Raw genomic sequence first — 22,141 nt, forward strand, 5'->3', positions numbered from 1 at the left:
CAGTGGGCCTTTGACTTAGGGACTTCCAGGTGTGCTTTTACCATCATTTACCATCTTTCTATTTCTTCTGGTGTTTACCAGATTTAGTTGTCGCCCTCCAATTATCTAATCGTTTAGAAATCATAGGGCAAAGATTGTAGCGAAAATGGAGCAACAAAAGCAGTGGAATGGTTATATAGGTCTTGACTATATCCTTTGTAATTGGCATTCTGCTCGGAAGATGACTAGTACTTCTCTCTCGTCCCCAGTTCTTCATTACCTAATTTTATTTGGTTTATTGCTGATCGGTTTAGCTTTTGCACAAGGAGTTGGTGTGACTGCTTTGATAGCTAAAATTGTTGGTCAAGCGTTCTAATATCGCTCAACGATGATGAGCTTAAATAGTTTCGCCATGTATCTAGGCCTAACCATCGGTTCTAATTTTGGTGGAATCCTTTTCCAAAATCTTAATTCTATGAGTCTTGGCCACCTGTCAGCCCTTTCTTATGGACTGGTTATGTTACGTATTAGTAGACAAAAGAAAGAAAATCATTCCTTGGATGATTTTTCTGTTGAATTATTGAGTTAAAGGGGGGCATAATCAAAGGTGTCAAGCCCCATTTGTTTGAGTTGATTTTGCCAAATTGAACTATAGTTTTGTAAGTTTTCTTGATTCATTTCATTTTGTAAAAGGCTTAGAATAGGAACCCCTAGAAGCATAAAGCCAACTTCTAAACGGTCAGCCCAGAGGTCATAAACCGCCTTTTGGTCCGCGGCATAATAATAGTAAGGAGCAGCATTTATCCCGTAAAATGAATTGAGTGAATTGTAATGGTCAATACCTCCTTCATCAAATAAAATCTTCCATGCTGCATTTGCGCCACCTGCGTGATCATGAATTCGAGCGATGGTTTCAAGGTCCAGCATTTTGCGTTCTTGATTAAGATAGATATCATGTTCATTTGGTCGATAGGCTCGATAAAGGTCATTCCATACAGCAACATAGGTCCGATAACGATTATAGGACACTTGTGTCGGTGAAAGAAGTCCCTTCCCGAGGTAGATGGATTGCATAGACCCTTTTGGAAGTGTCCCTTCGCCAATTTTATAGGTCATCTTTTCCCCGGTTGATAAAATCTCAAGCATACGATAGTTTGTATTAGAATCTTGTTGCGTCATATAAAAGACGGGGACTGTACCATAGAAGTGCTCATCTATTTCAATCACCCAATCGCGAGTGGGATTATCAAGGACAATGAAACGCACTTTCCCGTCATAGAGGGTGGCTTTTAAACCGGGATTGTTGGAGGTGTAATAGTTTCCACCACCGTAGGTCGCACTTTGTTTGTCGAGTTGATTGTAACCAATATTCATTTCGAGCGGAGAGGATTCGACTTCATCATAAGTAAAATGGAAGCCATCGTTCTTTTTAATTACCTTGACGACTGTAAATGGTGTGACTGAGGATGCTTTAGCCGAAAGAGGGCTTACGGTACCGAAAGTTGCGGCTGCAACGACAGCAACTCCAATACCAGCACCTTTTCGCGAGTTGCTTAAAATGTTTTCTTTTTTCATGATATGTTCCTTTTCTCATTTATATATTGTTTATTCAATTGAATGTCCTTAAGTACTCGTGTTTCTAATCGATTACTAATAATTTTATCATGTAACTCTTAATTAAAAAAATGATATAAGAAATCTTGCCATTTAAGTTTTATTCTATTTTCATTTAAGTCTGACTAAAAAGAAAGGAAGTACAATATGTTCATCGAATGAAAGAAGCGGGTTAATAAAAATGAAGAAAAGAATAAAAATGAAGTGGTATCAGCGAGTAGACTTTTGGCTTTTGGCTATTTTGATCCTCGCTTTATTTCTAAATGCTTGGGGGATTTGGGACGCAGGTAATGCCAATGCTTATTATACAGCTGCCATTAAGTCAATGACAGAAAGCTGGAAAGCATTTTGGTATGGCTCGCTTGACCCAGCCTCATACATCACTGTAGATAAACCGCCCGTTGCCCTTTGGTTTATGGCATTGTCGGCTAAAATATTTGGAGTTCATGGCTGGTCGGTTGTCCTCCCTTCTGTTTTGTTTGGGGTGGCTAATTCTTATCTCATGTTTGTTTTATTAAAGAAAAAATTTGGGCCTTGGGCAGGTCGATTAGCAGCATTCTTTATGACCATTACACCAATTGCTGTAGCGGACAATAGAACAAACAACATGGATACGACCCTTATCTTTTTCTTACTCTTAGCCTTTTATTTTCTTCAAAAAGGGGCCGTTAAGAAACTCCTCCGTTATGTCTTTCTGAGTTTTGCTTTGATTGGGATAGCATATAATGTGAAAATGCTTCAAGCCTTTATGGTCTTACCTGCTATGCTCCTCTATTATTTTATTGCCATCAAATTACCATGGAAAAAATTATTATTGGGAATGTTGGCGAGTCTGGCGATACTTGGAATTACAACCTTCTCATATACAACGATCGTTGACAATACACCGGCCAGTGAACGGCCATATATTGGGTCAACTGAGGATAATTCTTTATTAAATTTGGCCTTTGGCTATAATGGAACAGAAAGATTATTAGGTCAAACGACAGGAACTGGAGGTGCTTTCCCAGGCATGTCAAGTAAAACGACGGCTAAACAAGGAATAACACCAACGCAAGAAGCAGAGACAAGCAGCAATGGTCAAATGGGAACAGCACCTAATGGAACAAAAGGACCGGTAGGGGGAACGAGCTCAGGAGTAGGGACTCCTCCAGAAAAACCAGCTGGTTCGACTCCAACGCAAATGGCACCAACTAGTGGAACTGTGAGCCAGGGTTCGGTAAATGCTTCTGGCAATTCCAGTGAGTCGATGCCAGCTGGCATTCAAACGCAGGGTACGGCACCTGGTGGAACAATGAAAAAGGGAAGTCAAGCGAGTCCTGGCGGAGCAGGGGGAGCTGGCGGCGGTGCCTTTAATATCGGTACAGCTGGGCCATTAAGAATTTTCGAGTCAGAGCTTGGTCCAATGGCTTCTTGGTTACTCCCAACAGCAATCATTGGTCTCTTTGTCGGATTTTTCGCAAGTCGGCGACGTAAACAAAGATGGTTTGAACTAAATCTTAAGCAAAAAGAGACCTTATTGTGGGCAGGCTGGTTGATTCCTGTAGGAGGCTTCTTCTCAATCGCAGGTTTCTTCCATCCTTATTATATGATTATGTTGGCACCAGCAGTTGCAGCTTTGGCTGCAATTGGTTTGGTAGAATCAATCAAAAAAGTGCAAGAGACGAAAAAAGGAATCACGTGGGCCAATGGCACCCTTGCCCTAATGATTCTGTCCACCCTTGCTTTACAAGGCTATTATGCTTGGTCATATTATCCACTCGTGGTGATTGGCCTTGGTATTATTGCCCTCCTCTTATCGATTGCTTGGTTCTTCCCACGACAAGTTGCTAGCATCAAAATTAAAGCTGGCTTGACGGTAGTGATCATTTCTTTATTGACTGGTTGGTGGGCTTTAACTCCTACTTTATCACACGAATCAGCACAAATTCCGACAGTGGGACCAAGTGTTTTAACAAGTGGTAACTCCAGTATGGGCATGTCAAGTTCTGTCGATAGCAAGTTATTATCTTATGTTGAGAAGAATCAAGGCTCTGCCACCTATTTATTTGCGACAACAGATGCGTCAACTGCAGCACCTTATATCATTTCTTCGGGTAAATCGGTCATGGCTTTAGGCGGTTTCAATGGAACAGACCCTTCAATCACTTTGACTGAATTTAAAAAGCTCGTTAAAGAGGGAAAAATTAAATATTTCTACTCGGGTGGTAAAGGTATGATGGGTGGAAACAGTGAAAATACGACAGATGCAACTGGTGAAATCGAAAAAATAGTAAAATGGATTGAAGCTAACGCTAAAACAGTCTCCTCAGTCAGTTCAACAAATGGAACGAGTCTAGCAAGAACAAGCAAAAATGCAACGTCGAGTTCTAGCGCTCAAGTTGTGACAGGAGCCACGAGTCAAGGCAAGAACTCAACGAGTACAAGTGGAACAAGTCAATCGACTCAACCAGGTGGACAAATGGGTCAAGGTGGACAAAGTGGAACCTTATATGATTTGACAACCATTATAAACGATTAAAAGAACAGCCTCCAAGGAGGTTGTTTTTTTATCTGATATTCGAATGCTGCCTATGGTATAATGAAATGAACGAATGATGTGGGAGAAGTGAGGAATTTCATGATTGTTTTATTTAACAAACCTTTTAACGTATTGACAAAGTTCACAGATGACAAAGGTCGTATGACTTTGGCTGATTATATTGATTTACCTAATATTTATGCGGCTGGTCGCTTGGATAAGGATAGCGAGGGGCTTTTGTTACTAACGAACGATGGTCAATTAAATCATCGTTTGACTGATCCTAAAACGAAATCTTACAAGACTTACTTGGTGCAAGTGGAGGGCGAATTTTCAGAGGCAGCCGCAAATGCTTTACGTCAAGGTGTCCAATTAAAAGATGGTAAAACTTTACCAGCAAAGGTAAGGTTAGTGGATGAGCCCGACTGGCTTTGGGAGCGGACACGGCCAATACGTGAGCGTAAATCCATCCCAACTTCGTGGGTAGAGCTATCAATTAAAGAAGGTAAAAATCGACAAGTTCGGAGAATGACTGCTAAAGTTGGCTTTCCAACGCTGCGATTAATTAGAACGAAAATAGGAGAATATGAGTTGGGCAATCTGCCTTCTGGTCAATTCAAAATTATAAAAGGTTAAAATCTGTCTCTGACAGGTTTTAATTTACTTTTACTTGACATGAATTATAGTTTGTAAGGGGAGAAATTAGAACGAAAAGTTTTTTTGTCAAGATAAGGTCATTGTCGGAAATTCTTTTTTTGATTTTAAAAAAGAAAGATTTGGTGAGATTTTTAATTTCTTGGTCCTTGGGGTTATTCATGCCGCTTACGAGGAATGAGGAATCCGATTCTCTTAGACGATTAATGGCACAAAAAGTTCTTCTTCAAGTTCAATCCTAAGGAATTTGTCATAAAAGATATGTATCATACTGTTTCCATTCAATGAAAATGCTGGAAGAAATTTCTCAAAAACAAAAAGGTCAGGCACTTCTGACTACATCTTAAAAAGTCTTAAAAGTTCAGTCTTGCTCATTTTGTCTGGCCTTTTGAAATTGGTGATTTTTTGGTGCAAGAATTTAAAAAGAGTACATGTAAAATAAAAAAACCATCAATTGATGGCTTTTTTATTTAGAAAGAACGTCCTCCGCCTGATCCACCTGACATCCCGCCTCCCCCAAATCCACCAGAATTATTATTTCGTGGAATGTGGCGCGTGGTGACAAAACGATTGACAAGTAAGTCTTGCTGATTTGTCAGGTTGAGTTGACTGTTTTGATTCAAATTGTAACGTACTTTTGCACTAGAGTCTTTCATTTGATAACGTCTTTGGATGGACCATGCAAATAATCCTGGAATTATTAAGGCGATAAAAGCGGCAAACGCCACGTATTCTATTTTAAATTGGTGGTAAAATGTGATTTTTCCTGTTTCTTCATTGACACTATATTTTCGTCCTCCCGGCACACCATCACGAACGGCAGACTGAACATGTTCAAAATAGTCGACAATGGCTTGGGTATAAGTTTGATTAGTCAAATTAGGTTGAATGTCATCGAGTGCTGAATTGATACGACTTTGGGTAAGGTAGAATTCCATATTTCCTGTCCCCCAAAGATAGACTTCACGTTGCCCCATATCAATGAGTAAAACCACACCATTTTGACCGGCTCCAATTTTTGATGCCAAGTAGCTTTTTGCGAAAGGCCCAGGTTTTTCATTATTGGTCTCTGTTGTAACAACAAAAACAGAGGCTTTGATTTCTTGAGCCAACACATTTGCTTGATTTTCCAAATTGTTCTTTTCATTCATCACTAGATTGGCTTGGTCATCTATTAACCCAGTGAAGGTTTCTGCGAAAATTTGTTTTGGTAGTGTCATTAAGATAAGCGTCAGAATAAAAAGGCTGAGTATAATTATTTTTTTTCTCATGAGATGTAGTACCCCACAATCACTCCTAAATTCAGGAGGACGATGAAAATCAGCGCCGAAACCCAAAATAATTTTACTGTATCAATGGGAAGCACTCCGGCGACTTTTCCGGTTTGCCCATTCATGGCATAATAGTACATTTTGCCATCAGTTTTTTGTTTGTAAGTTACAAGCCAAATGGGCAGTAAGACATAGTCTTGATTGATATGGGTCAAATTCTGCTCGCCTCGGACATTTGTGACAGCGGTATAACCATTAATTGTACTTTGCATCAAACTTGTAGCGTATTGTTGAAATTCTTTTTCTACATCGGTTTTCATTTCGGAAAATTCAATGTCTCGTTTTTCTGTCAAAAAACCAGACAGATATTGGTTTTTGAAATCAACTGCTTGTCGCATATCAAATGGTTCTACAGCACCTACAAGATGATCAGATAAATTTTTGCGAAGTGCTTTTTTGACCAAGTCTTTGAAACTTGAATCGCCGACTCTTGTGATTTGGAATTCTGATGTTTCAGTAAATTCTGTATCACCTTGAATCCAGACACGCACATTTCGACCACGTGCAGTCAATTGACCATTCAAATCGGCATCAACCACCCAATAAGGAAAATAGACACCGGAAAGGTTTTCAATCTGTTTCTTGTTGAAGAAAGCTTTCGGAACAAATTTTTTCTTACCTACCCATTCGAGAAACTCATTTTCAGCTTCTTTGCGTTCAATTTGAAAGGGTAAAACTTTTTCGGGTAAAAATTGACCTGATAAACGGCTTGAGAGCAATACGGGGTTGTGGCAATAAAAGCAAAAAGTAGAAGCAGTGTTTGCATCGGTTACAATTTCAGCACCACAAGACGGGCAGAGAAATAGGCCAACATCTTGTGATGTTTCTGTTTGTGTTTCTACATTTTTTTCATCACTTGCCTGGACATCGGTCGTAGTTTGCCCTAGTGGGTCTTTGATACCAGCATCAGCTTGTTTTTGGGCAATTTGATTGACTTCATTTTCGGTAAAAGTTGAGCCACAATATTCGCAGTGAAATTTTTGGTCTTTTGGATTAAAGAGCAAGGGGCCGCCACAATTGGGACATTTATTAGTAATGACAGTACTTTCGCCCATAGCATTCTCCTCCACGATTATTAGGCTTTAGGAACAAATTTTTTCCCACATTCAGGACAGAATTTTGGCAATCCTTGCGCAGTATCTACGATGGCACCACATTCTGAACAGGTTTCTTCAGTTGACGGCTTTTTATTACCACAATTTGAACAGAACTTGCCTGTATTTTCAGTGCCACAGGAACAAGTCCATGTGGCTTCGGAAGCTGGTTTTGCTTTGCCACAGTTTTGGCAGAATTTGCCTGTATTTTCAGTTCCGCAAGTACATTTCCATGAGGATTCGTCATTTTTTTCGGCCTTTTGTTGATTCATTTGGGCTTGGTTGGCCTGACTAGTTTGACCAACGAGCCCTCCTGCTTGATTCAAGCCCATATTCATTCCCATGAAAGCATTCATGGCGCCACCTGTATTTGATCCGGCTGCTTCCATCCCACGAGCGACTGCACCTTGAACATAGCCTTCACGCACGTTTGGATCACCTAACATTGCCCCCTGATTGCGCATATTAATTAACTTTTGACTATCGTCTGTGTAAGAAATACTTGCCAAAGCAACGGAAACAATTTCCATGCCACGCAGTTTACGCCAGTCCTCATCGAGGACATCGGACATGTATTTGGAGAGCTCCATACTTTTAGAAGTCAGGTAGGAAACACGTTCACCTTGTGCTGAATATTGATTGATTGACGTATTCAAAGCAGTCAAAAATTCAGACACGTATTGATCATTGATATCTTGAATTTCTACGTGATCTTGGTTTTTGGGAATGGCATTCGCATAAAAAGCCAATGGATCGGTAATTTTAATCGAATAAGTCCCATAGGTTCTTACAAAAAGTTCAGCATTATAAAAATTGTCGAAGTATTGTAAAGGTGTAGCAGTACCAAATTTAATGCCTTTGATTTCCTGCAAATTAATATAAAAAACTTGTTGACTTTGTGGTGTTACGCCACCGAATTTGAAACGGAAAAACGTTTCTTGAATGGATTCACGCAAATTTCCATTAAACATGCTGGGTGCCGTGTCGTTTTTGACCGTATAATAGCCAGGTTCAGCACTATAGTCAATAATTTTGCCCCCGTCCACTAACAACATCATCATGTTTGGATAAACGTGGACAACAGAACCGTCAGTAATGACATCAGCAGTTCCTTTACGATTTGAGCCGCGCTTGTCATTTTTTCTGACCATGACCCCCTTGGTAAAGACGGTTTGATCACTCATTTCATCTGGTTCAATGACCTCAAGCCATTGATCGGCAAGTGTTCCACCTAAGGCGCTTGTCGCTGCTTTTATGATTCCCATGCTGTGTTCTCCTTATTCCTGTTAATGCTTTCATTATATCAGAAAATTACTCGTTCATAAAGAATATCTAGATAAAATTTGTCTATCAAAGTTATATATTAATTTTTCGATAATTTTTGACGAATTAAAAAAATTAAGCTATAATGATTAAAACCTTTAAATGAGTCCAGTGAGGCTTGCAAGGAACCGGAAAATGAAAATTACTAGAACGAGAGTCAATCATAGCTTGTAGAGTGGTTGACAGGTATTCTAATATCAATTTTTTGTGCACTTGCAGACTTTCTGTAAGTGCATTTTTATTTATAAAAAAGGAGATATAATGCCCGTTTTACAAGAAAAGATGACAATTGTCAAACAAATGGAAGTCGCAGAAAATATATTCGAAATGACACTGAAGGGCCGAATGGTCGATGAACTTAATGAAGCAGGCCAATTTCTAGATTTGAAAGCACCAAAAGAATCGATGCTCTTACGTCGTCCCATTTCAATTTCTTCCTGGGATAAAGAACAGCAGACTTTGACCCTTCTTTATCGTGCAGGAGATGAAACGACAGGGACGCGTGCATTGTCAGAACTGATCGGAGGACAAGAAGTTGATGTGCTTGGGCCTTTAGGGCACGGCTTTCCCATCCATGAGGTCAAAAGGCATGAGAAAATTGTTTTGGTTGCTGGTGGAATTGGTGTTCCACCACTTTACGAGTTAGCCAAACAGTTATCCAAAAAAGGCTGTCAAATAATCGTTCTTCTAGGTTTTGGGTCTGTTAAGTTTAAAATCTTAGAAGCAGAATTTACAGAATTAAAAAATGTTACCGTTCAGGTTGCCACTGACGACGGTTCGTATGGGAGGCACGGCCATGTTGGAATGCTTATGGATGGACTTGAATTCGAGCCTGATGCAGTTTATACCTGTGGAGCGGCGGGAATGTTAAAAGCCGTTTACAATAAATACTCGCATTTAAAAAGATTATATATCTCAACGGAATCGAGAATGGCTTGTGGAATTGGGGCTTGTTATGCTTGTGTCGTTCATACAAAGGATGATCCAGAAGGAATTTCAGGGCATGCCCTAAAAGTTTGCGAAGATGGACCTGTATTTAAGGGAGGAGAATTAACTTTATGACAACTAAAAACAGACTTGCCGTTTCATTACCTGGACTTGATTTGAAGAATCCAATAATGCCAGCCTCAGGTTGCTTTGGGTTCGGCGAAGAATATGCTAAGTATTATGATCTGAACCAGCTCGGTTCAATCATGATCAAAGCGACCACAATTAACCCACGATTTGGCAACGCCACACCACGTGTGGCTGAAACAACATCTGGCATGCTCAATGCCATAGGTTTACAAAATCCAGGGCTTGATTTTATATTGGCTGAAAAGTTGCCATTTTTAGCTAATCATTTCCCGGAATTACCGATTATTGCAAATGTTGCTGGCTCAACCGTAGAAGACTACGTAGCGGTCTGTGCTCGCATCGGTGAAGCGAGTAATGTTAAAGCCATTGAACTTAACATTTCATGTCCCAATGTTAAGCATGGAGGGCAAGCATTTGGAACTGACCCAGAAGTTGCTTCTGAACTCGTTAAATCTTGTAAAGCAGTTACAAATCTCCCCATTTATCCCAAACTGTCACCCAACGTGACTGACATTGTACCCATCGCAAAAGCAGTCGAAAAAGCAGGTGCAGATGGGATTACCATGATTAATACCTTAATGGGAATGCGTTATGACTTAAAAACGAGAAAACCTGTTCTTGCTAACGGGACTGGTGGATTATCTGGAAAAGCTATTAAACCGGTGGCCTTAAAATTAATCCATCAGGTCGCAGAAGTCGTTGATCTGCCGATTATCGGAATGGGAGGCGTGGCAACAGCACAAGACGTGCTCGAAATGTATATGGCAGGTGCATCTGCTGTAGCAATTGGGACAGCTAATTTCACGGATCCATTGATTTGTCCTAAAATTATAAATGATTTGCCAGAAAAAATGGACGAATATGGAATTGAGAGCATAGAGCGGTTAATAAAAGAAGTAAGAGAAAGTAAGAAAGGAATCCAAAATGCGTGAAAGTAAACCCATTATTGCACTTGATTTTCCTAACCTAGATCAGGTCAGGTTATTTCTTAATCAATTTCCTAAGTCGGAAAAACTTTATCTGAAAGTTGGCATGGAATTATATTACGCTGAAGGGCCAAAAATCGTTGATTACCTTAAATCACTTCATCATTCCGTTTTTTTAGATTTAAAACTGCACGATATCCCAAATACAGTTGAATCGGCCATGCGTGTATTAGCTAATTTAGGGGTTGATATGACAAACGTTCACGCGGCAGGTGGATCAGAGATGATGCGAGCTGCTAGAAAAGGATTAATTGAAGGGACTGTGCCTGGGCAATCTATTCCCAAGTTGTTGGCTGTGACCCAATTAACTTCCACATCTGAAGCTGGGATGCGAAAAGATCAAAATATTCAAACGTCCATTGGCAGGTCGGTTGTTCATTATGCCGAGCGAACGGCCTTTTCAGGACTTGACGGAGTTGTTTGCTCAGCGAAAGAAGTGAAAATGATCAAAGAAGCAACCAACCAGGATTTTATCTGTCTCACGCCCGGAATTCGTCTTAAATCGGATGTAAACGGTGATCAAAAAAGGGTGATGACACCACAAGAAGCACGCAAGGTTGGGTCGGATTATATTGTTGTTGGGCGACCAATTACCCACGCAGAACATGCTTATGAAGCATATCGAGCCATATTTAGGGCTTGGAATGAATAAGTCAGTACGATTTTATAAATTTTTTTAGAAATTACATAATGCTTGCATTTTCAAAATGAGCTGTTATAATTTAATACAACAAAACATGAAAAGGAGAGAACAAATGGCAACACAAAAATTAATGCAATCATATTATTACTGGTGCGGATAGTTGTGTGTAGCTTTGGCTAGATACAACTTTTGAGTATTCTCAAAAAGTATCTAAGCCAGTGATTCTCTAGAAACCGAGTCGCTTGCGAATCGGTTTTTCTTTTTGGGAATATTTCAGAATAGAAAAGGAAAATTTAATGTAATTCAATTTGCAGATTGTTAGAGTTGATGAAGTGGTGGATTAATTAGTTTGGTTAAAAAATATTTCGTCCTTTCTTGAAAAATATCATGACAATGAAATAAATCCAGTCACCATGACGAAAAAACAATTGCTGGAAAAAATTGAGGATAAGCGTTCAGAAATAGATGTGGCGAAATGGCAGAATAAAATATTCGGCATGATTCGATTGAAACATTTGAATGGTGTCTTCCAAGGCCAAGATAAAATAGCCGTCGTTCTAGTTGGAATTGATCCAGAATTTCAAAACCGTGGGGTTGCACAAGAAAAGTTTCATCAAGTTGAACAACGTTACAGACCTAAAGATGGCTGGGAATTAGTTACAATTATACAAGATGAAAGGAATCTGCATTTATATGAAAAGTTGGGTTATCAACGAAACGGATTTCTTAGACAAAAAAATAAGGAACAAACATAAGTGGGTTTCATTAAGGAAAATTCTTGCCAAAAACAGGACTGGTAAGGAAATGAGGAAGGAAAGTTATTTTGGAAAATGAAGAAAAGAAGTTAAAGTCATCAATGAAAACGAGGCACGTCGTTATGCTGTCTTTGGGAGGGGCCATTGGTGCAGGATTATTTGCAGGCTCATCAAGTGCCATTCAAGCAGCTGGGCCATCGGTAATGCTCGCTTACTTACTAGCTGGTCTTATATTATTTGTCGTTATTTATGGTGTCGGGCAAATTGTTCTTCAACAAAAAACAAAATCTGTAGGAATGTCAGGAATCGTTTCTCCATTCTTAGGGAATCGTTGGGGACATTTTACCGATTGGGTGTACTGGGCTGATTCCATGGCTGTAATGGTTGCAGAAGCTGCAGCTATTGCCCAATTTATGCACGTATGGTGGCCCCAGGTACCAAATTGGATTTTTGTGCTGGCAGTTGCCATTTTAACCCTGGGCATAAATTTGTACTCTGTCAGAGCATTTGCTGAAACAGAATATTGGTTGGCAATCGCCAAAGTTGGCGTCATTGTCCTATTAATTGGTCTTGGTTTTTGGTTTTTAATGGTTCAAGTTTTACATCTGGGGATTTCAACTGGTCTAAACCAAATGAATTTACATGGCGGATTTATGCCTCATGGCTACCGCGGGATCTTCAATGCCATGTTGATGGTCATTTATTCATATGGGGGGTCAGAATTGATTGCCATTACGGTTTCAGAAGTTGAGAATCCGAAGGAAGCAATCCCGAAAGCAATTCGTGGAGTTATGAGCCGAATTGTAGCCTTTTACGTGATTCCAATGTTTCTATTTTTAGAATTATTCTCATGGAAGTTTTTGTCTGAAACTAAGGCGAGTCCTTTTGTTCTTATTTTTGATAAATTTGGGATTCCATATGCTGGGGACATAATAAATTTTGTAATTATTTTAGCCCTCTTTTCAGTGATTAATTCAATGATATATGCGACCTCACGTTCGCTTTATGCCAGAACAAAAAATTCGAAGAATGGGCTAGGCCATTATTTGGGGCAATTGTCAAAACGGCAGGCACCTGTTCGTGCAATTGCATTCTGTGCTGCTGTTCTTTTTATCGGTGTTATTCTCTCTTATATCTTTGGGGATGGACTCTTTAGCTACATGGCTGGATCGATCTCATACACGGTATTGATTACCTGGATGATGTTGTTGCTAGCTTCAATTCGCTTTTATTTTCTTAATCGCGCTTCTTTGTGGAAAAAAGGAGTGAGTGTGGTCACATTTGTAGCATTACTCATTGTAGCTTTTAATTTAGTGCTAAATAATCCACTGGGAATCAGTATTTTCGCCTTCATTGTTTGTCTTCTAAGCTTTATTTCATTTCGTAAAGTTAAATAGTTGCTTTTTTTCTGAAAATAATGTATAACTGTTGTAATCTAAAGAAAGACGAGGAATACAATGACACTAACAAAAAATCAGAAAGAGTTGCTCCATCTCATGTACAGCATCATTTTGGACACTACAATTTCAGCAACAGAAAAAGTTTTATTTGTTAAAACAAAAAGTGATATCGAATTTGGTCGTTCTTTTGATCAAGAACTCAAAGCTTTACTCAATGAATTAACTTTTATTCCAAATTCGTCAAAGATTGTTGAATTTAAAGAAGAAGTGAGAAAACGTGCTCTAATCATTTAAGATTTAATAGGTAGTGAGCAGAATTAAAAGACAGAAAAAAACATCATTTTTATGATGTTTTTATTTTATAAAGGATTTTTGTTTGGTGTGCCAGCCTTACGAGGATATATTTTGGGCGTTTCTTTTTTCTTCTCAATAACAGCAATGTGCCGTTCATCACCATTAGGTAATTTGTATGATACTTCACTCACAAATTTGCTTCCCAATTTGGTAATGGCGTTTTTGGCATCACGAAGTTCGTCTTCGAACTGCGCAGCTTTTAAAGAAAGCAGAAGTCCATGAATTTTTAAAAAGGGAATAGTTAATTCCGTCAGTACTGACAATCGAGCAACAGCACGCGCTGTAACAATGTCAAATTGGTCTCGGTAGGTTTTATTCTGGCCAAAGTCTTCAGCACGGCCGTGCAAAAGTTCAACATCTTTCATTTCAAGTTCATCAGTTAGTAAATTTAAGAATTTAATTCTTTTATTTAATGAATCAATGATGGTCACTTTTAATTGAGGAAAAATAATTTTCATAGGTAAACTGGGAAAACCAGCCCCTGCCCCAATATCTAAAACTTTAATGGGTTTATTTTCAACGAGTTGATACAAAAGTGGTGCAATCGAGTCGTAAAAATGTTTCAAATAAACTTCGTTTTTTTCTGTAATCGCCGTTAAGTTTATTTTTTCATTCCACTCTACAAGCAGTTCAAAATAGCGTTCAAACTGAACCTTTTGATTGTCATTTAAGACAATATCAAACGTTTTTAATTGGGCATAAAATTCTTCTGGGGTCATAAGGCTCTCTCTAAAAGTTTTGCAGTAATCTCAGCAATTACGGTTTTATTTTCATGATGAGGTAATTTATCAATCAGGGTTAAGGCATTGTTTGTATAAAACTGAGCCAGTTTTTTTGTTTCTATTAACGCATTTGAATTTTGAATCCAGTCAAAAAGTTCATCATAGGACTCATTTTTCAACAAATGTTCTACTTCAGACCGATTTTCTTTTAAAGCATAAAGGATCGGCGCAGAATATATTCCTTGTCGCACGTCTTCAAGAACCGGTTTACCTAAAGTGTTTGCGTCTGAGGCATAATCGAGATAGTCATCCATAATTTGAAAAGCAATTCCAATATTCATTCCAATTTTATTTGCTAAATTGGCTAATTTATTGTTTTTGGTCACAACAGGAGCGGCACAAGCAGATAATGCAAAGAGTTCCCCAGTTTTACCTGAGATGTTTGCGATATAATCATCTAAATTTTGTTCCAAATCAAAATGATTGTCCAATTGCCCCAATTCTCCACCCAAAAGCCGTTCGATTGAACCTAAATGCTTGGTCAAGTTGGATACTTCAAAGGTATGCTCAGACAAAAGTTTAAAGACGGCCACAAAGAGATAATCCCCTGCGTACACGGCAATTTCAGGATTATATTTATTAGAGAGAGTAGCAACACCACGTCGCGTATCAGCTTTATCAACGACGTCGTCATGAATTAAAGTCGCAGTATGCAGGAGTTCAATACTTGCAGCAAGAGCAAAAGCATCATTATCATCAAGTTCAGTAAAACCAGCAAAAAGAAGGAGATAAGCTGGTCTCAACCGTTTTCCACCACCATCAATTAAATCAAAAATAGCGGCTTGGATGTCTTTATTTTTAACGCGAACTTGTTTTTTCATTAAAATTGTAACTTTATTTAGCTTTTTCTCAAGTTCGGGGTAATTTTTCCAAATCCTATTTTTTACGTCCATAGTTTACTTTCTTTTACGAATAACTCGTGAATTGGTTTAATTCGATCGATGAGTTGATTTCCCCCCATCCCAATCGCGAAGCCGGCTAACATTCCAAAAACCGTGAGCCATGGAAGGTAAATCATCACAGAATAGGCTTGAGCGAGAAGCGCAGCAACTGTCAACTGTCCCAGATTATGGAAAAATCCACCGACAACAGATATTCCAATTTTAGAGACCAAGCGAGGCCCAAATTGTTTCATGGCATACATCATCAGTAATGACAAAACCCCACCCGCTGCTGAATAAATAAAAACCGAAAACCCTGTAAATAAAGCAGTGATGAGTAATCTCAGAATCTCCATTACCCAGACTTTTCGCCAATTTAATGTGAATATAGCAATAATCATGACCAAATTGGCAAGACCAATTTTTGCACCAGGTGCGAATGCAAAAAAAGGTGGAAACCATGATTCCACTATCCCCATGACGACAGCAACTGCAGTCAAAAGAGAAACATAGATATATTCTTTAATATTCATGCGTTATAATCGACCTCATTATTCTCCTTACCGCTCATGACTTGAATGACTAAATTATGGGGTAAACAAACGGCCGTTTGTCCCACTTGGTCTATCCAACCTGTATGGACCGCAATTTGGTCTGGAGAGTTGTCTGCCTTATCCCGAATCTTGCCGTCTTTTACTTCAATAATATTCCAATTGCCATTTTTTGCTCGATAAGTCCATGTTTCATTTTTGTTCAGGTCAAATTGCTTGACAACTTGACCATTTACTCGAACTTCAGCACTGGCTCCCGATTCAGCCTTTGGCATAAATGCAAAAACCGAGAAACTTGAAAAAAAGAGGAGCAGAATAATGACGATATCGAGAGGCTTTATTTTTATATCTCTTAGAAATTTCATTACTCTTAATCATAGCATATTTTGACAAAATTTTCATGATAATTACAAATGAATAGTTGTTAATTTTGGAAAAATAGAAAAACCACTAAATCCTCTGATCCAGTGGCTCAATTTTTATTTTTTCGACCCTTTTTCTTGTGAAAGTTCTTTACCTTTCGCGATGATATAAGCCTTTAAATCGTCTTTAATTTGAGGGTGTTGGAGACCATATTCAATAGAAGTTTCCATGAAACCAAATTTGTCACCCACATCATAGCGTGTCCCCTTGAATTCATGCGCAAAAACCCGTTGCGTTTTATTCAATGTTTCAATCGCATCAGTAAGTTGAATTTCATCACCTGCACCAGGTTTTTGTGTTTCCAAAACGCCAAAAATTTCTGGTGTCAATAAATAACGACCGATAATGGCCAAGTCTGAGGGAGCATCTTCGACAGCTGGTTTTTCAACAAACTTGTCGACATTATAAAGTCCGTCAGCAACTTTACCACTCGGCGCAATGACCCCATATTTGTCGACTTCGTTATGTGGGACTTTCATGACAGCAATAGTTGAGGCATGCGTCTTTTCATAATCATCAATCAAAGATTTAGTCAGTGGTTCACCCTCACCCATGATGTTCATGAGGTCATCACCAAGCATAACAACAAATGGTTCGTCACCAACAAATGCTTTAGCTTGTAAAACAGCGTGTCCCAAACCTTTAGGATGACTTTGACGAATAAAATGAAGATTGATGTCAGTTGTTTCTTCAACCAATTTCAACAGCTCTGTTTTTCCTTTTTCACGAAGATTTTCTTCAAGTTCTACATTGGAATCAAAATGATCTTCAATGGGACGTTTTCCCTTGCCCGTAACGATTAAGATATCTTCTATACCAGATTTTAAAGCTTCTTCAACAATAAATTGGATGGTTGGCTTATCAACGATTGGCAACATTTCTTTTGCAAGTGCTTTTGTCGCTGGTAAAAAACGAGTCCCAAGTCCGGCAGCAGGAATCACTGCTTTACGAACTTTTTTTGTTTTTGATTTAATAACTGACATATCTACTCCTCATTATTTATATATTTGTAAAGATAATAGTATATATTTTTATTATATCCCATTATATAGGATATTGCAACGTTTGTATTTAATCCTTGTTTCACAATCAGAATTCGTTTTCGGCTCGTGTTTCACGACGCATTATTTCAAGGATTCCCGTTCTTGGGTCAAGATTCTCATATAAAACTTGATATATTGTTTCAGTAATTGGCATGTCAATTCCCAATTGCTGGGCCAATTCATAAGCAACTTTGGTTGTAGAGACTCCTTCGATTACCATACCCATATTTTTTTCAACATCAGCTAACTTTTCACCTCTGCCGAGTGCATCACCTGCGCGCCAATTTCGTGAGTGAACAGAAGTTCCTGTTACAATCAAATCACCCACACCGGATAGACCAATGTAAGTCAAGGGTTCCGCTCCTAATGCAACACCCAATCGTGTAATTTCGGTCAGACCGCGCGTAATAATTGCTGCTTTTGCATTATCGCCAAAACCAAGACCATGGAGTGCCCCAGCTCCTACCGCAATAATATTTTTCAAAGCACCTGCCGTTTCAACACCTATAACGTCATTGTTGGTATAGAGGCGGAAATAATCATTTGAAAAGAGCGATTGGGCATATTTGGCTTCGTTATTGTCAATAGAAGCGGCGGAAATCAGTGTGATATCTCGAACGATTGTTTCTTCAGCGTGTGACGGACCAGAAACAACTACAATTTCACCACGTAGATGCTCAGGAATTTCTTCTGTTAGGACGCTTGAAATACGTTCGTGAGTCCCTTGCTCGAGACCTTTTGATGCATGCATGACATGGACGCGATGGTCTAGAAGGGCTGCAACTTGTTGGGCAACAAGTCGAGTTACTTTTGTTGGAACGACAAACAAAAGAGCGTCAACGCCGTCGAGTGCGGCTTTTAAATCCGTATATGCAACAATTTTTTCATCTAGAATGATGTCTTTGAAATAACGAGTATTTGTGTGCTTTTCGTTAATTTCTTTGGCTTGTTCTAAATTATTCCCCCAAAGGCGGACTTCGTGGCCATTGTCATTTAGGACTTGGGAAAGCGCAGTTCCCCACGAACCAGGCCCTAAAACAGCAATTTTTTGATGATTCATATGGTGAGTTCCTCCATGAATTCTATGAAAACAAATATAGACTATACTTTGAAGAACGCTCGATAGATATAATATTTCAAAAAGCGATTTCATAAATATTTATTCAATCCCATTTTAACATAATACAAAATAAAAATCATACCAAAGTATGATTTTGAAAGTTGGAAATGTGGTAAAATAGACATATAGCCAGTAAGGCTAGCATTAGAAAAAACAACTTGTATAACAGGAAACAAGTGGATAAAATAGAAATAAACGAAGGAGATATTGATATGCCAGTAAATTATATGATGGTTGATGGAATGAGTAGAGGTCACTTAGGATTCTTTAATTTTATTCTCATATTCATCTTGGCTTTTTTCGTCATTAAAGTGATTGTTGGCGTCAGTCTTTCAAGAAGCTCTCGCCAGAATGATGGTGAAAATTATCGTGATAAAGCGGCAAACCTAAAAGTAAACATGGAACGTTATCGTGAATCAGGTCTTTCTGATAGTGATATAAAAATCTTCCGTGAAAATTTAGCTGAAGCAAAAACAAACATTGAAACTTGGGAAAAGAACATGAAAAAGAACGATGATTTACAAGTCGTTGAGTCGGTTACCGGTGGGCTTGAATCTAGTAAATTAACATTTAAATACATCGTACAAAATCCTCAAGAATTGACAAAACAAAGTGAATTTCTCTATAAAGATTTGCCTAATATGGTTAAATTATCTGATAAATTCATCGAAATGAAAAAACAATCTGTCAAAACGGATGACATTTCACGCGATTTAGATGAAACATTGTTACTCATCAAGACCTTGTCAACTAACATTTCTAAAAATTACCATGATATTTTAATGGATGATGTCAATGTAATTAAACATGAGGTCAATTTCGACTAGATATGTCTAATTAGCTTGTCACAACTGACAAAAACGTGTATAATTCTGTCAAAAGGCAGAATTATTTTATCATCAAGAAAAAATCCTAAAAGGAGAAAATATGACCAACCCAGTACTAGATGACTTAATTAATGAAGATTCCGGTGTGATTGCTGAATCACATTTGAAAGAACCTCAAAAATCAGAAATTGTTGAAATGAAGAAGAACGCAGGCTTGCGTGCTTTAGATACTTTGACACAAGAAGAACTAGAAAAAGCTCAAGAATTGTCGAAACAATTAGACGAAAATGCCTCACAATCTGTAATCGCATATGGAGCGAACGCTCAAGATAAAATCTCTGCATTTTCACAGGGTGTCCTTAACAAAGTTCAAGCACAGGACTTAGGAGAGGTCGGTGGTTCGCTAACGGATTTGATGTATAATTTACAACAAGCTAATCCTAATGAATTGGTCTCGGAAAACAAAGGTGTTTTCCAAAAAATGTTTGGTAAAGTAAAAAAATCCATTTTTGAGGTGACACAGAAATACCAAAAAATTGGAGCCGGAATAGATAAAATTTCCGCAAAATTGAACAATGAACAAGCGGGCCTTTTGCAAGACAATGAAACATTAGACAAATTATATGATGAAAATTTAAATTATTTCAAGGCGCTTAATGTATATATCGCAGGTGCAGAGTTAAAATTGGATCAATTAGACCAAGAAATTCTTCCTCAAGCACGTCTCGAGGCCCAGCAGTCATCAGATAACGCATTGATTGTACAAAAAGTCAACGATCTTGAATCCTATAAAAATCGTTTGGATAAACGGACTCACGATTTGCGTTTGGCACGTCAATTGACGATTCAACAAGCTCCTCAAATTAGGCTTATCCAAAACACGAACCAAGAATTGGCTGAAAAAATTCAAACTTCAATTAATACAGCCATTCCGCTTTGGAAGAATCAAGTGGCTATTGCCTTGACTCTTCTAAAACAAAAGGATGCCTTAACTAGCCAACGGATTGTCTCAGAAACGACAAATGATTTGTTAAAGAAAAATTCTGAAATGTTGAAGAATTCTACGATAGAAGCGGCTCAAGAAAATGAACGTGGCTTGATTGATGTTGAAACACTTAAGTTGACACAACAAAATTTGGTGGATACGATTCAAGAAACTTTGCGTATACAATCTGAAGGTCGTCAAAAACGTCAGCAAGGCGAACTCGAATTGTCTAAAATGGAAGATGAAATTAAACAAAAACTTTTGCAAATGTCATCTAAATAAAAATGAAAGAAAAATTGAAAACGTTGATCCTTGTAACTTTATAAGGGAACGTTTTTTTATTTGTTATCAAATTGGTTTATACCAATTTATTGACAAAACAGTCTCGATTTGATAAAATTTAAAGTAAATATAAGGAGGCAAGATATAAAATGTTGTATTATATCAAAGCAGATCAATTTTTCTATCCATATGAAATTAAAAAAGAGGGCTATCTTGAAATTAAAGATGGTAAATTTGGAAATTGGGTAGTTGAGGCACCTGAAAATGCTGAAATCCTTGATTACTCTGGCTTTTGGATTGCACCTGGACTTGTCGATACCCACATTCACGGCTTTGGTGGAGCAGACTCACAAGATGCAGAAGTTGAAGGGATAATGGGGACGATGTCTGAGGGGCTTTTGTCTGCAGGTGTCACAAGTTTCTTTCCAACTCCTTTAACAGATTCTCACGAAGGCCTTTTGAAGTGTTGTCAAGTCATTGGAGATCATTATCAAGAAGCTCGTGGTGCTAAAGTCCGTGGTATTTTCTTTGAAGGGCCATTCTTTACAGAAGAACATAAAGGTGCACAAAACCCTAAATATATGCGTGACGCCAAAATGTGGGAAATTGAAGATTGGCAAAAAGCAGCTAAAGGCATGCTTAAGAAAGTCGGTTTAGCCCCTGAGCGAGCAGGTTCAGAAGATTTTATCCGCAAGGCAACAGAGGCCGGTGTGGCAATTGCACTTGGTCATTCTAATGCGACCTATGAACAAGCCGTCGCAGGTGTTGAAGCAGGAGCATCAATTTGGATACATACCTATAATGGGATGTCAGGACTGACACATAAAGAACCCGGAATGGTCGGAGCAATTTTGAATACCCCTAATACTTATGCCGAATTGATTTGCGATGGACACCATGTTCGGCCTGTAGCTGCACAAATCGTCATGAAAATGAAGGGTGCTGACCATGTTGTTCTCATTACTGACTCCATGCGTGCAGCAGGTCTGCCTGATGGCCCATATATGCTGGGTGAATTCGAAGTTGAAGTGCGTGATGGCGCAGCATGGCTCCCAACAGGAAGACCTGCAGCATCAATTTTGACATTGAAGACTGCCGTCAAAAATGTAGTTGACTGGGGAATTGCAACGCCATCGGAAGCCATTATGATGGGTTCTTTGACTGCTGCTAAATCAGTTGGACTAGAAAATGTTTGTGGTCAAATCAAAACAGATCTTGATGCAGACTTTATTGTATTAAATCCACATATGGAGCTTGTTGCAACATACCTGGATGGTGAAAAACGTTATGAAAAATAAAAAAGTTCGTTCTATTGAGCGAGCTTTTTTATTCGAAAGGCCGATTAATGTCTAATAAATTTCTTATTTTATTCTTAAAAACATCAAATTAAAGATTTTGTGAAAATGTAAACGTTTAATACAGTTTTGCATGAGATTTTTTTTCAAAACCATGCTATAATGTAAGAGATAAAGGATTATTCGGTCAACGAATGGTTCGGTGAAAAATCATATTTCAC

The 22,141-nt window shown here is 38.5% G+C and carries 22 protein-coding genes and 2 pseudogenes; 13 read left to right on the forward strand and 11 right to left on the reverse strand.

Annotated elements, in window-relative coordinates:
• Nucleotides 1-220 precede the first annotated feature (220 nt).
• A complete protein-coding gene (locus RT41_RS10730; protein ID WP_281251366.1) occupies nt 221-355 on the forward strand; it encodes a hypothetical protein in 135 nt (44 codons plus the stop codon).
• 12 nt (nt 356-367) lie between these two features.
• Nucleotides 368-568, forward strand: a complete 201-nt coding sequence (locus RT41_RS10325; RefSeq protein ID WP_143467338.1) for a hypothetical protein — start codon at nt 368-370, stop codon at nt 566-568.
• Here RT41_RS10325 and RT41_RS02475 read toward each other — a convergent pair.
• The gene (locus tag RT41_RS02475; RefSeq protein WP_096817184.1) at nt 565-1,554 is read right to left on the reverse strand and encodes a hypothetical protein; all 990 of its coding nucleotides are present in this window, start codon (nt 1,552-1,554) and stop codon (nt 565-567) included. The genes RT41_RS10325 and RT41_RS02475 overlap by 4 nt on opposite strands.
• Before the next feature lie 238 nt (nt 1,555-1,792).
• Between RT41_RS02475 and RT41_RS02480 the strand changes: the two genes are divergently transcribed.
• Both RT41_RS02480 and RT41_RS02485 read left to right on the forward strand, forming a co-directional pair.
• Entirely contained in the window at nt 1,793-4,114 is a 2,322-nt protein-coding gene (locus RT41_RS02480) for a glycosyltransferase family 39 protein (RefSeq protein ID WP_245811571.1), read from the forward strand.
• A 99-nt stretch (nt 4,115-4,213) separates the two neighbouring features.
• A complete protein-coding gene (locus RT41_RS02485) occupies nt 4,214-4,750 on the forward strand; it encodes an rRNA large subunit pseudouridine synthase E (RefSeq protein ID WP_096817188.1) in 537 nt (178 codons plus the stop codon).
• Between the two features lie 488 nt (nt 4,751-5,238).
• Here the strand turns inward: RT41_RS02485 and RT41_RS02490 are convergent, their stop codons facing one another.
• The 4 genes and pseudogenes from RT41_RS02490 to RT41_RS02500 all read right to left on the reverse strand — a co-directional run.
• Nucleotides 5,239-6,039, reverse strand: coding sequence for a TPM domain-containing protein (locus tag RT41_RS02490; protein ID WP_054639218.1), 801 nt, complete (start codon nt 6,037-6,039; stop codon nt 5,239-5,241).
• Complete coding sequence (locus RT41_RS02495) at nt 6,036-7,154, reverse strand: TFIIB-type zinc ribbon-containing protein (protein ID WP_096817190.1); 1,119 nt, start codon at nt 7,152-7,154, stop codon at nt 6,036-6,038. The genes RT41_RS02490 and RT41_RS02495 overlap by 4 nt, the downstream gene beginning before the upstream one ends.
• A gap of 20 nt (nt 7,155-7,174) precedes the next feature.
• Nucleotides 7,175-7,348, reverse strand: a pseudogene (locus tag RT41_RS10775) (SPFH domain-containing protein); the annotation flags it as partial.
• Between the two features lie 8 nt (nt 7,349-7,356).
• Nucleotides 7,357-8,458 (reverse strand): annotated as a pseudogene (locus RT41_RS02500) (SPFH domain-containing protein); the annotation flags it as partial.
• Nucleotides 8,459-8,777: 319 nt separating this feature from the next.
• On the opposite strand from RT41_RS02500, the gene RT41_RS02505 reads away from it, so the two are divergent.
• The 6 genes from RT41_RS02505 (at nt 8,778) to RT41_RS02530 (ending at nt 13,671) form a co-directional block, all read left to right on the forward strand.
• Entirely contained in the window at nt 8,778-9,578 is an 801-nt protein-coding gene (locus tag RT41_RS02505) for a dihydroorotate dehydrogenase electron transfer subunit (protein ID WP_096817194.1), read from the forward strand.
• Nucleotides 9,575-10,525: a dihydroorotate dehydrogenase gene (locus RT41_RS02510; protein ID WP_096817196.1), complete on the forward strand. Its 951-nt coding sequence runs from the start codon at nt 9,575-9,577 to the stop codon at nt 10,523-10,525. Before RT41_RS02505 ends, RT41_RS02510 begins: the two co-directional genes overlap by 4 nt.
• Nucleotides 10,518-11,231: an orotidine-5'-phosphate decarboxylase gene (pyrF, locus tag RT41_RS02515; protein ID WP_096817198.1), complete on the forward strand. Its 714-nt coding sequence runs from the start codon at nt 10,518-10,520 to the stop codon at nt 11,229-11,231. The genes RT41_RS02510 and pyrF overlap by 8 nt, the downstream gene beginning before the upstream one ends.
• A 404-nt stretch (nt 11,232-11,635) precedes the next feature.
• Entirely contained in the window at nt 11,636-11,977 is a 342-nt protein-coding gene (locus RT41_RS02520; protein WP_096817200.1) for a GNAT family N-acetyltransferase, read from the forward strand.
• Nucleotides 11,978-12,045: 68 nt separating this feature from the next.
• The gene (locus tag RT41_RS02525) at nt 12,046-13,374 is read left to right on the forward strand and encodes an amino acid permease (RefSeq protein WP_096817203.1); all 1,329 of its coding nucleotides are present in this window, start codon (nt 12,046-12,048) and stop codon (nt 13,372-13,374) included.
• 60 nt (nt 13,375-13,434) lie between these two features.
• Nucleotides 13,435-13,671: a serine hydroxymethyltransferase gene (locus RT41_RS02530; RefSeq protein WP_096817206.1), complete on the forward strand. Its 237-nt coding sequence runs from the start codon at nt 13,435-13,437 to the stop codon at nt 13,669-13,671.
• A gap of 65 nt (nt 13,672-13,736) precedes the next feature.
• Here the strand turns inward: RT41_RS02530 and rsmG are convergent, their stop codons facing one another.
• The 6 genes from rsmG to RT41_RS02560 all read right to left on the reverse strand — a co-directional run bounded on the left by rsmG (nt 13,737) and on the right by RT41_RS02560 (nt 18,471).
• Nucleotides 13,737-14,450 (reverse strand): 16S rRNA (guanine(527)-N(7))-methyltransferase RsmG, encoded by a 714-nt coding sequence (gene rsmG / locus RT41_RS02535; protein ID WP_096817208.1) that lies wholly within the window; start codon nt 14,448-14,450, stop codon nt 13,737-13,739.
• Nucleotides 14,447-15,406, reverse strand: a complete 960-nt coding sequence (locus RT41_RS02540) for a polyprenyl synthetase family protein (protein WP_096817210.1) — start codon at nt 15,404-15,406, stop codon at nt 14,447-14,449. Before RT41_RS02540 ends, rsmG begins: the two co-directional genes overlap by 4 nt.
• Nucleotides 15,397-15,927, reverse strand: a complete 531-nt coding sequence (locus RT41_RS02545) for a Gx transporter family protein (RefSeq protein WP_054639215.1) — start codon at nt 15,925-15,927, stop codon at nt 15,397-15,399. Before RT41_RS02545 ends, RT41_RS02540 begins: the two co-directional genes overlap by 10 nt.
• Entirely contained in the window at nt 15,924-16,310 is a 387-nt protein-coding gene (locus tag RT41_RS02550; RefSeq protein WP_096817212.1) for a NusG domain II-containing protein, read from the reverse strand. Before RT41_RS02550 ends, RT41_RS02545 begins: the two co-directional genes overlap by 4 nt.
• A 114-nt stretch (nt 16,311-16,424) precedes the next feature.
• Entirely contained in the window at nt 16,425-17,351 is a 927-nt protein-coding gene (galU, locus tag RT41_RS02555; protein WP_096817215.1) for a UTP--glucose-1-phosphate uridylyltransferase GalU, read from the reverse strand.
• 106 nt (nt 17,352-17,457) lie between these two features.
• Entirely contained in the window at nt 17,458-18,471 is a 1,014-nt protein-coding gene (locus RT41_RS02560) for an NAD(P)H-dependent glycerol-3-phosphate dehydrogenase (RefSeq protein WP_096817217.1), read from the reverse strand.
• Nucleotides 18,472-18,743: 272 nt separating this feature from the next.
• On the opposite strand from RT41_RS02560, the gene RT41_RS02565 reads away from it, so the two are divergent.
• The 3 genes from RT41_RS02565 (at nt 18,744) to nagA (ending at nt 21,923) form a co-directional block, all read left to right on the forward strand.
• Complete coding sequence (locus RT41_RS02565) at nt 18,744-19,358, forward strand: 5-bromo-4-chloroindolyl phosphate hydrolysis family protein (protein ID WP_096817219.1); 615 nt, start codon at nt 18,744-18,746, stop codon at nt 19,356-19,358.
• A gap of 100 nt (nt 19,359-19,458) precedes the next feature.
• Nucleotides 19,459-20,625 (forward strand): toxic anion resistance protein, encoded by a 1,167-nt coding sequence (locus RT41_RS02570; protein WP_096817221.1) that lies wholly within the window; start codon nt 19,459-19,461, stop codon nt 20,623-20,625.
• Between the two features lie 149 nt (nt 20,626-20,774).
• On the forward strand, nt 20,775-21,923 hold the full coding sequence (gene nagA, locus RT41_RS02575; RefSeq protein WP_096817223.1) for an N-acetylglucosamine-6-phosphate deacetylase: 1,149 nt from the start codon (nt 20,775-20,777) through the stop codon (nt 21,921-21,923).
• Nucleotides 21,924-22,141 lie beyond the last annotated feature (218 nt).

It is taken from the genome of Lactococcus fujiensis JCM 16395, from assembly GCF_002441655.1.
Lineage (GTDB): Bacteria > Bacillota > Bacilli > Lactobacillales > Streptococcaceae > Lactococcus > Lactococcus fujiensis.

Bases quoted from the DNA above. Each gene is read 5' to 3' on its own strand.
- RT41_RS10730 (WP_281251366.1), top strand. From the start codon at position 221: ATGACTAGTACTTCTCTCTCGTCCCCAGTTCTTCATTACCTAATTTTA.
- RT41_RS10325 (WP_143467338.1), top strand. From the start codon at position 368: ATGATGAGCTTAAATAGTTTCGCCATGTATCTAGGCCTAACCATCGGT.
- RT41_RS02475 (WP_096817184.1), bottom strand. From the start codon at position 1,554: ATGAAAAAAGAAAACATTTTAAGCAACTCGCGAAAAGGTGCTGGTATT.
- RT41_RS02480 (WP_245811571.1), top strand. From the start codon at position 1,793: ATGAAGTGGTATCAGCGAGTAGACTTTTGGCTTTTGGCTATTTTGATC.
- RT41_RS02485 (WP_096817188.1), top strand. From the start codon at position 4,214: ATGATTGTTTTATTTAACAAACCTTTTAACGTATTGACAAAGTTCACA.
- RT41_RS02490 (WP_054639218.1), bottom strand. From the start codon at position 6,039: ATGAGAAAAAAAATAATTATACTCAGCCTTTTTATTCTGACGCTTATC.
- RT41_RS02495 (WP_096817190.1), bottom strand. From the start codon at position 7,154: ATGGGCGAAAGTACTGTCATTACTAATAAATGTCCCAATTGTGGCGGC.
- RT41_RS02505 (WP_096817194.1), top strand. From the start codon at position 8,778: ATGCCCGTTTTACAAGAAAAGATGACAATTGTCAAACAAATGGAAGTC.
- RT41_RS02510 (WP_096817196.1), top strand. From the start codon at position 9,575: ATGACAACTAAAAACAGACTTGCCGTTTCATTACCTGGACTTGATTTG.
- pyrF (WP_096817198.1), top strand. From the start codon at position 10,518: ATGCGTGAAAGTAAACCCATTATTGCACTTGATTTTCCTAACCTAGAT.
- RT41_RS02520 (WP_096817200.1), top strand. From the start codon at position 11,636: ATGACGAAAAAACAATTGCTGGAAAAAATTGAGGATAAGCGTTCAGAA.
- RT41_RS02530 (WP_096817206.1), top strand. From the start codon at position 13,435: ATGACACTAACAAAAAATCAGAAAGAGTTGCTCCATCTCATGTACAGC.
- rsmG (WP_096817208.1), bottom strand. From the start codon at position 14,450: ATGACCCCAGAAGAATTTTATGCCCAATTAAAAACGTTTGATATTGTC.
- RT41_RS02540 (WP_096817210.1), bottom strand. From the start codon at position 15,406: ATGGACGTAAAAAATAGGATTTGGAAAAATTACCCCGAACTTGAGAAA.
- RT41_RS02545 (WP_054639215.1), bottom strand. From the start codon at position 15,927: ATGAATATTAAAGAATATATCTATGTTTCTCTTTTGACTGCAGTTGCT.
- RT41_RS02550 (WP_096817212.1), bottom strand. From the start codon at position 16,310: ATGAAATTTCTAAGAGATATAAAAATAAAGCCTCTCGATATCGTCATT.
- galU (WP_096817215.1), bottom strand. From the start codon at position 17,351: ATGTCAGTTATTAAATCAAAAACAAAAAAAGTTCGTAAAGCAGTGATT.
- RT41_RS02560 (WP_096817217.1), bottom strand. From the start codon at position 18,471: ATGAATCATCAAAAAATTGCTGTTTTAGGGCCTGGTTCGTGGGGAACT.
- RT41_RS02565 (WP_096817219.1), top strand. From the start codon at position 18,744: ATGCCAGTAAATTATATGATGGTTGATGGAATGAGTAGAGGTCACTTA.
- RT41_RS02570 (WP_096817221.1), top strand. From the start codon at position 19,459: ATGACCAACCCAGTACTAGATGACTTAATTAATGAAGATTCCGGTGTG.
- nagA (WP_096817223.1), top strand. From the start codon at position 20,775: ATGTTGTATTATATCAAAGCAGATCAATTTTTCTATCCATATGAAATT.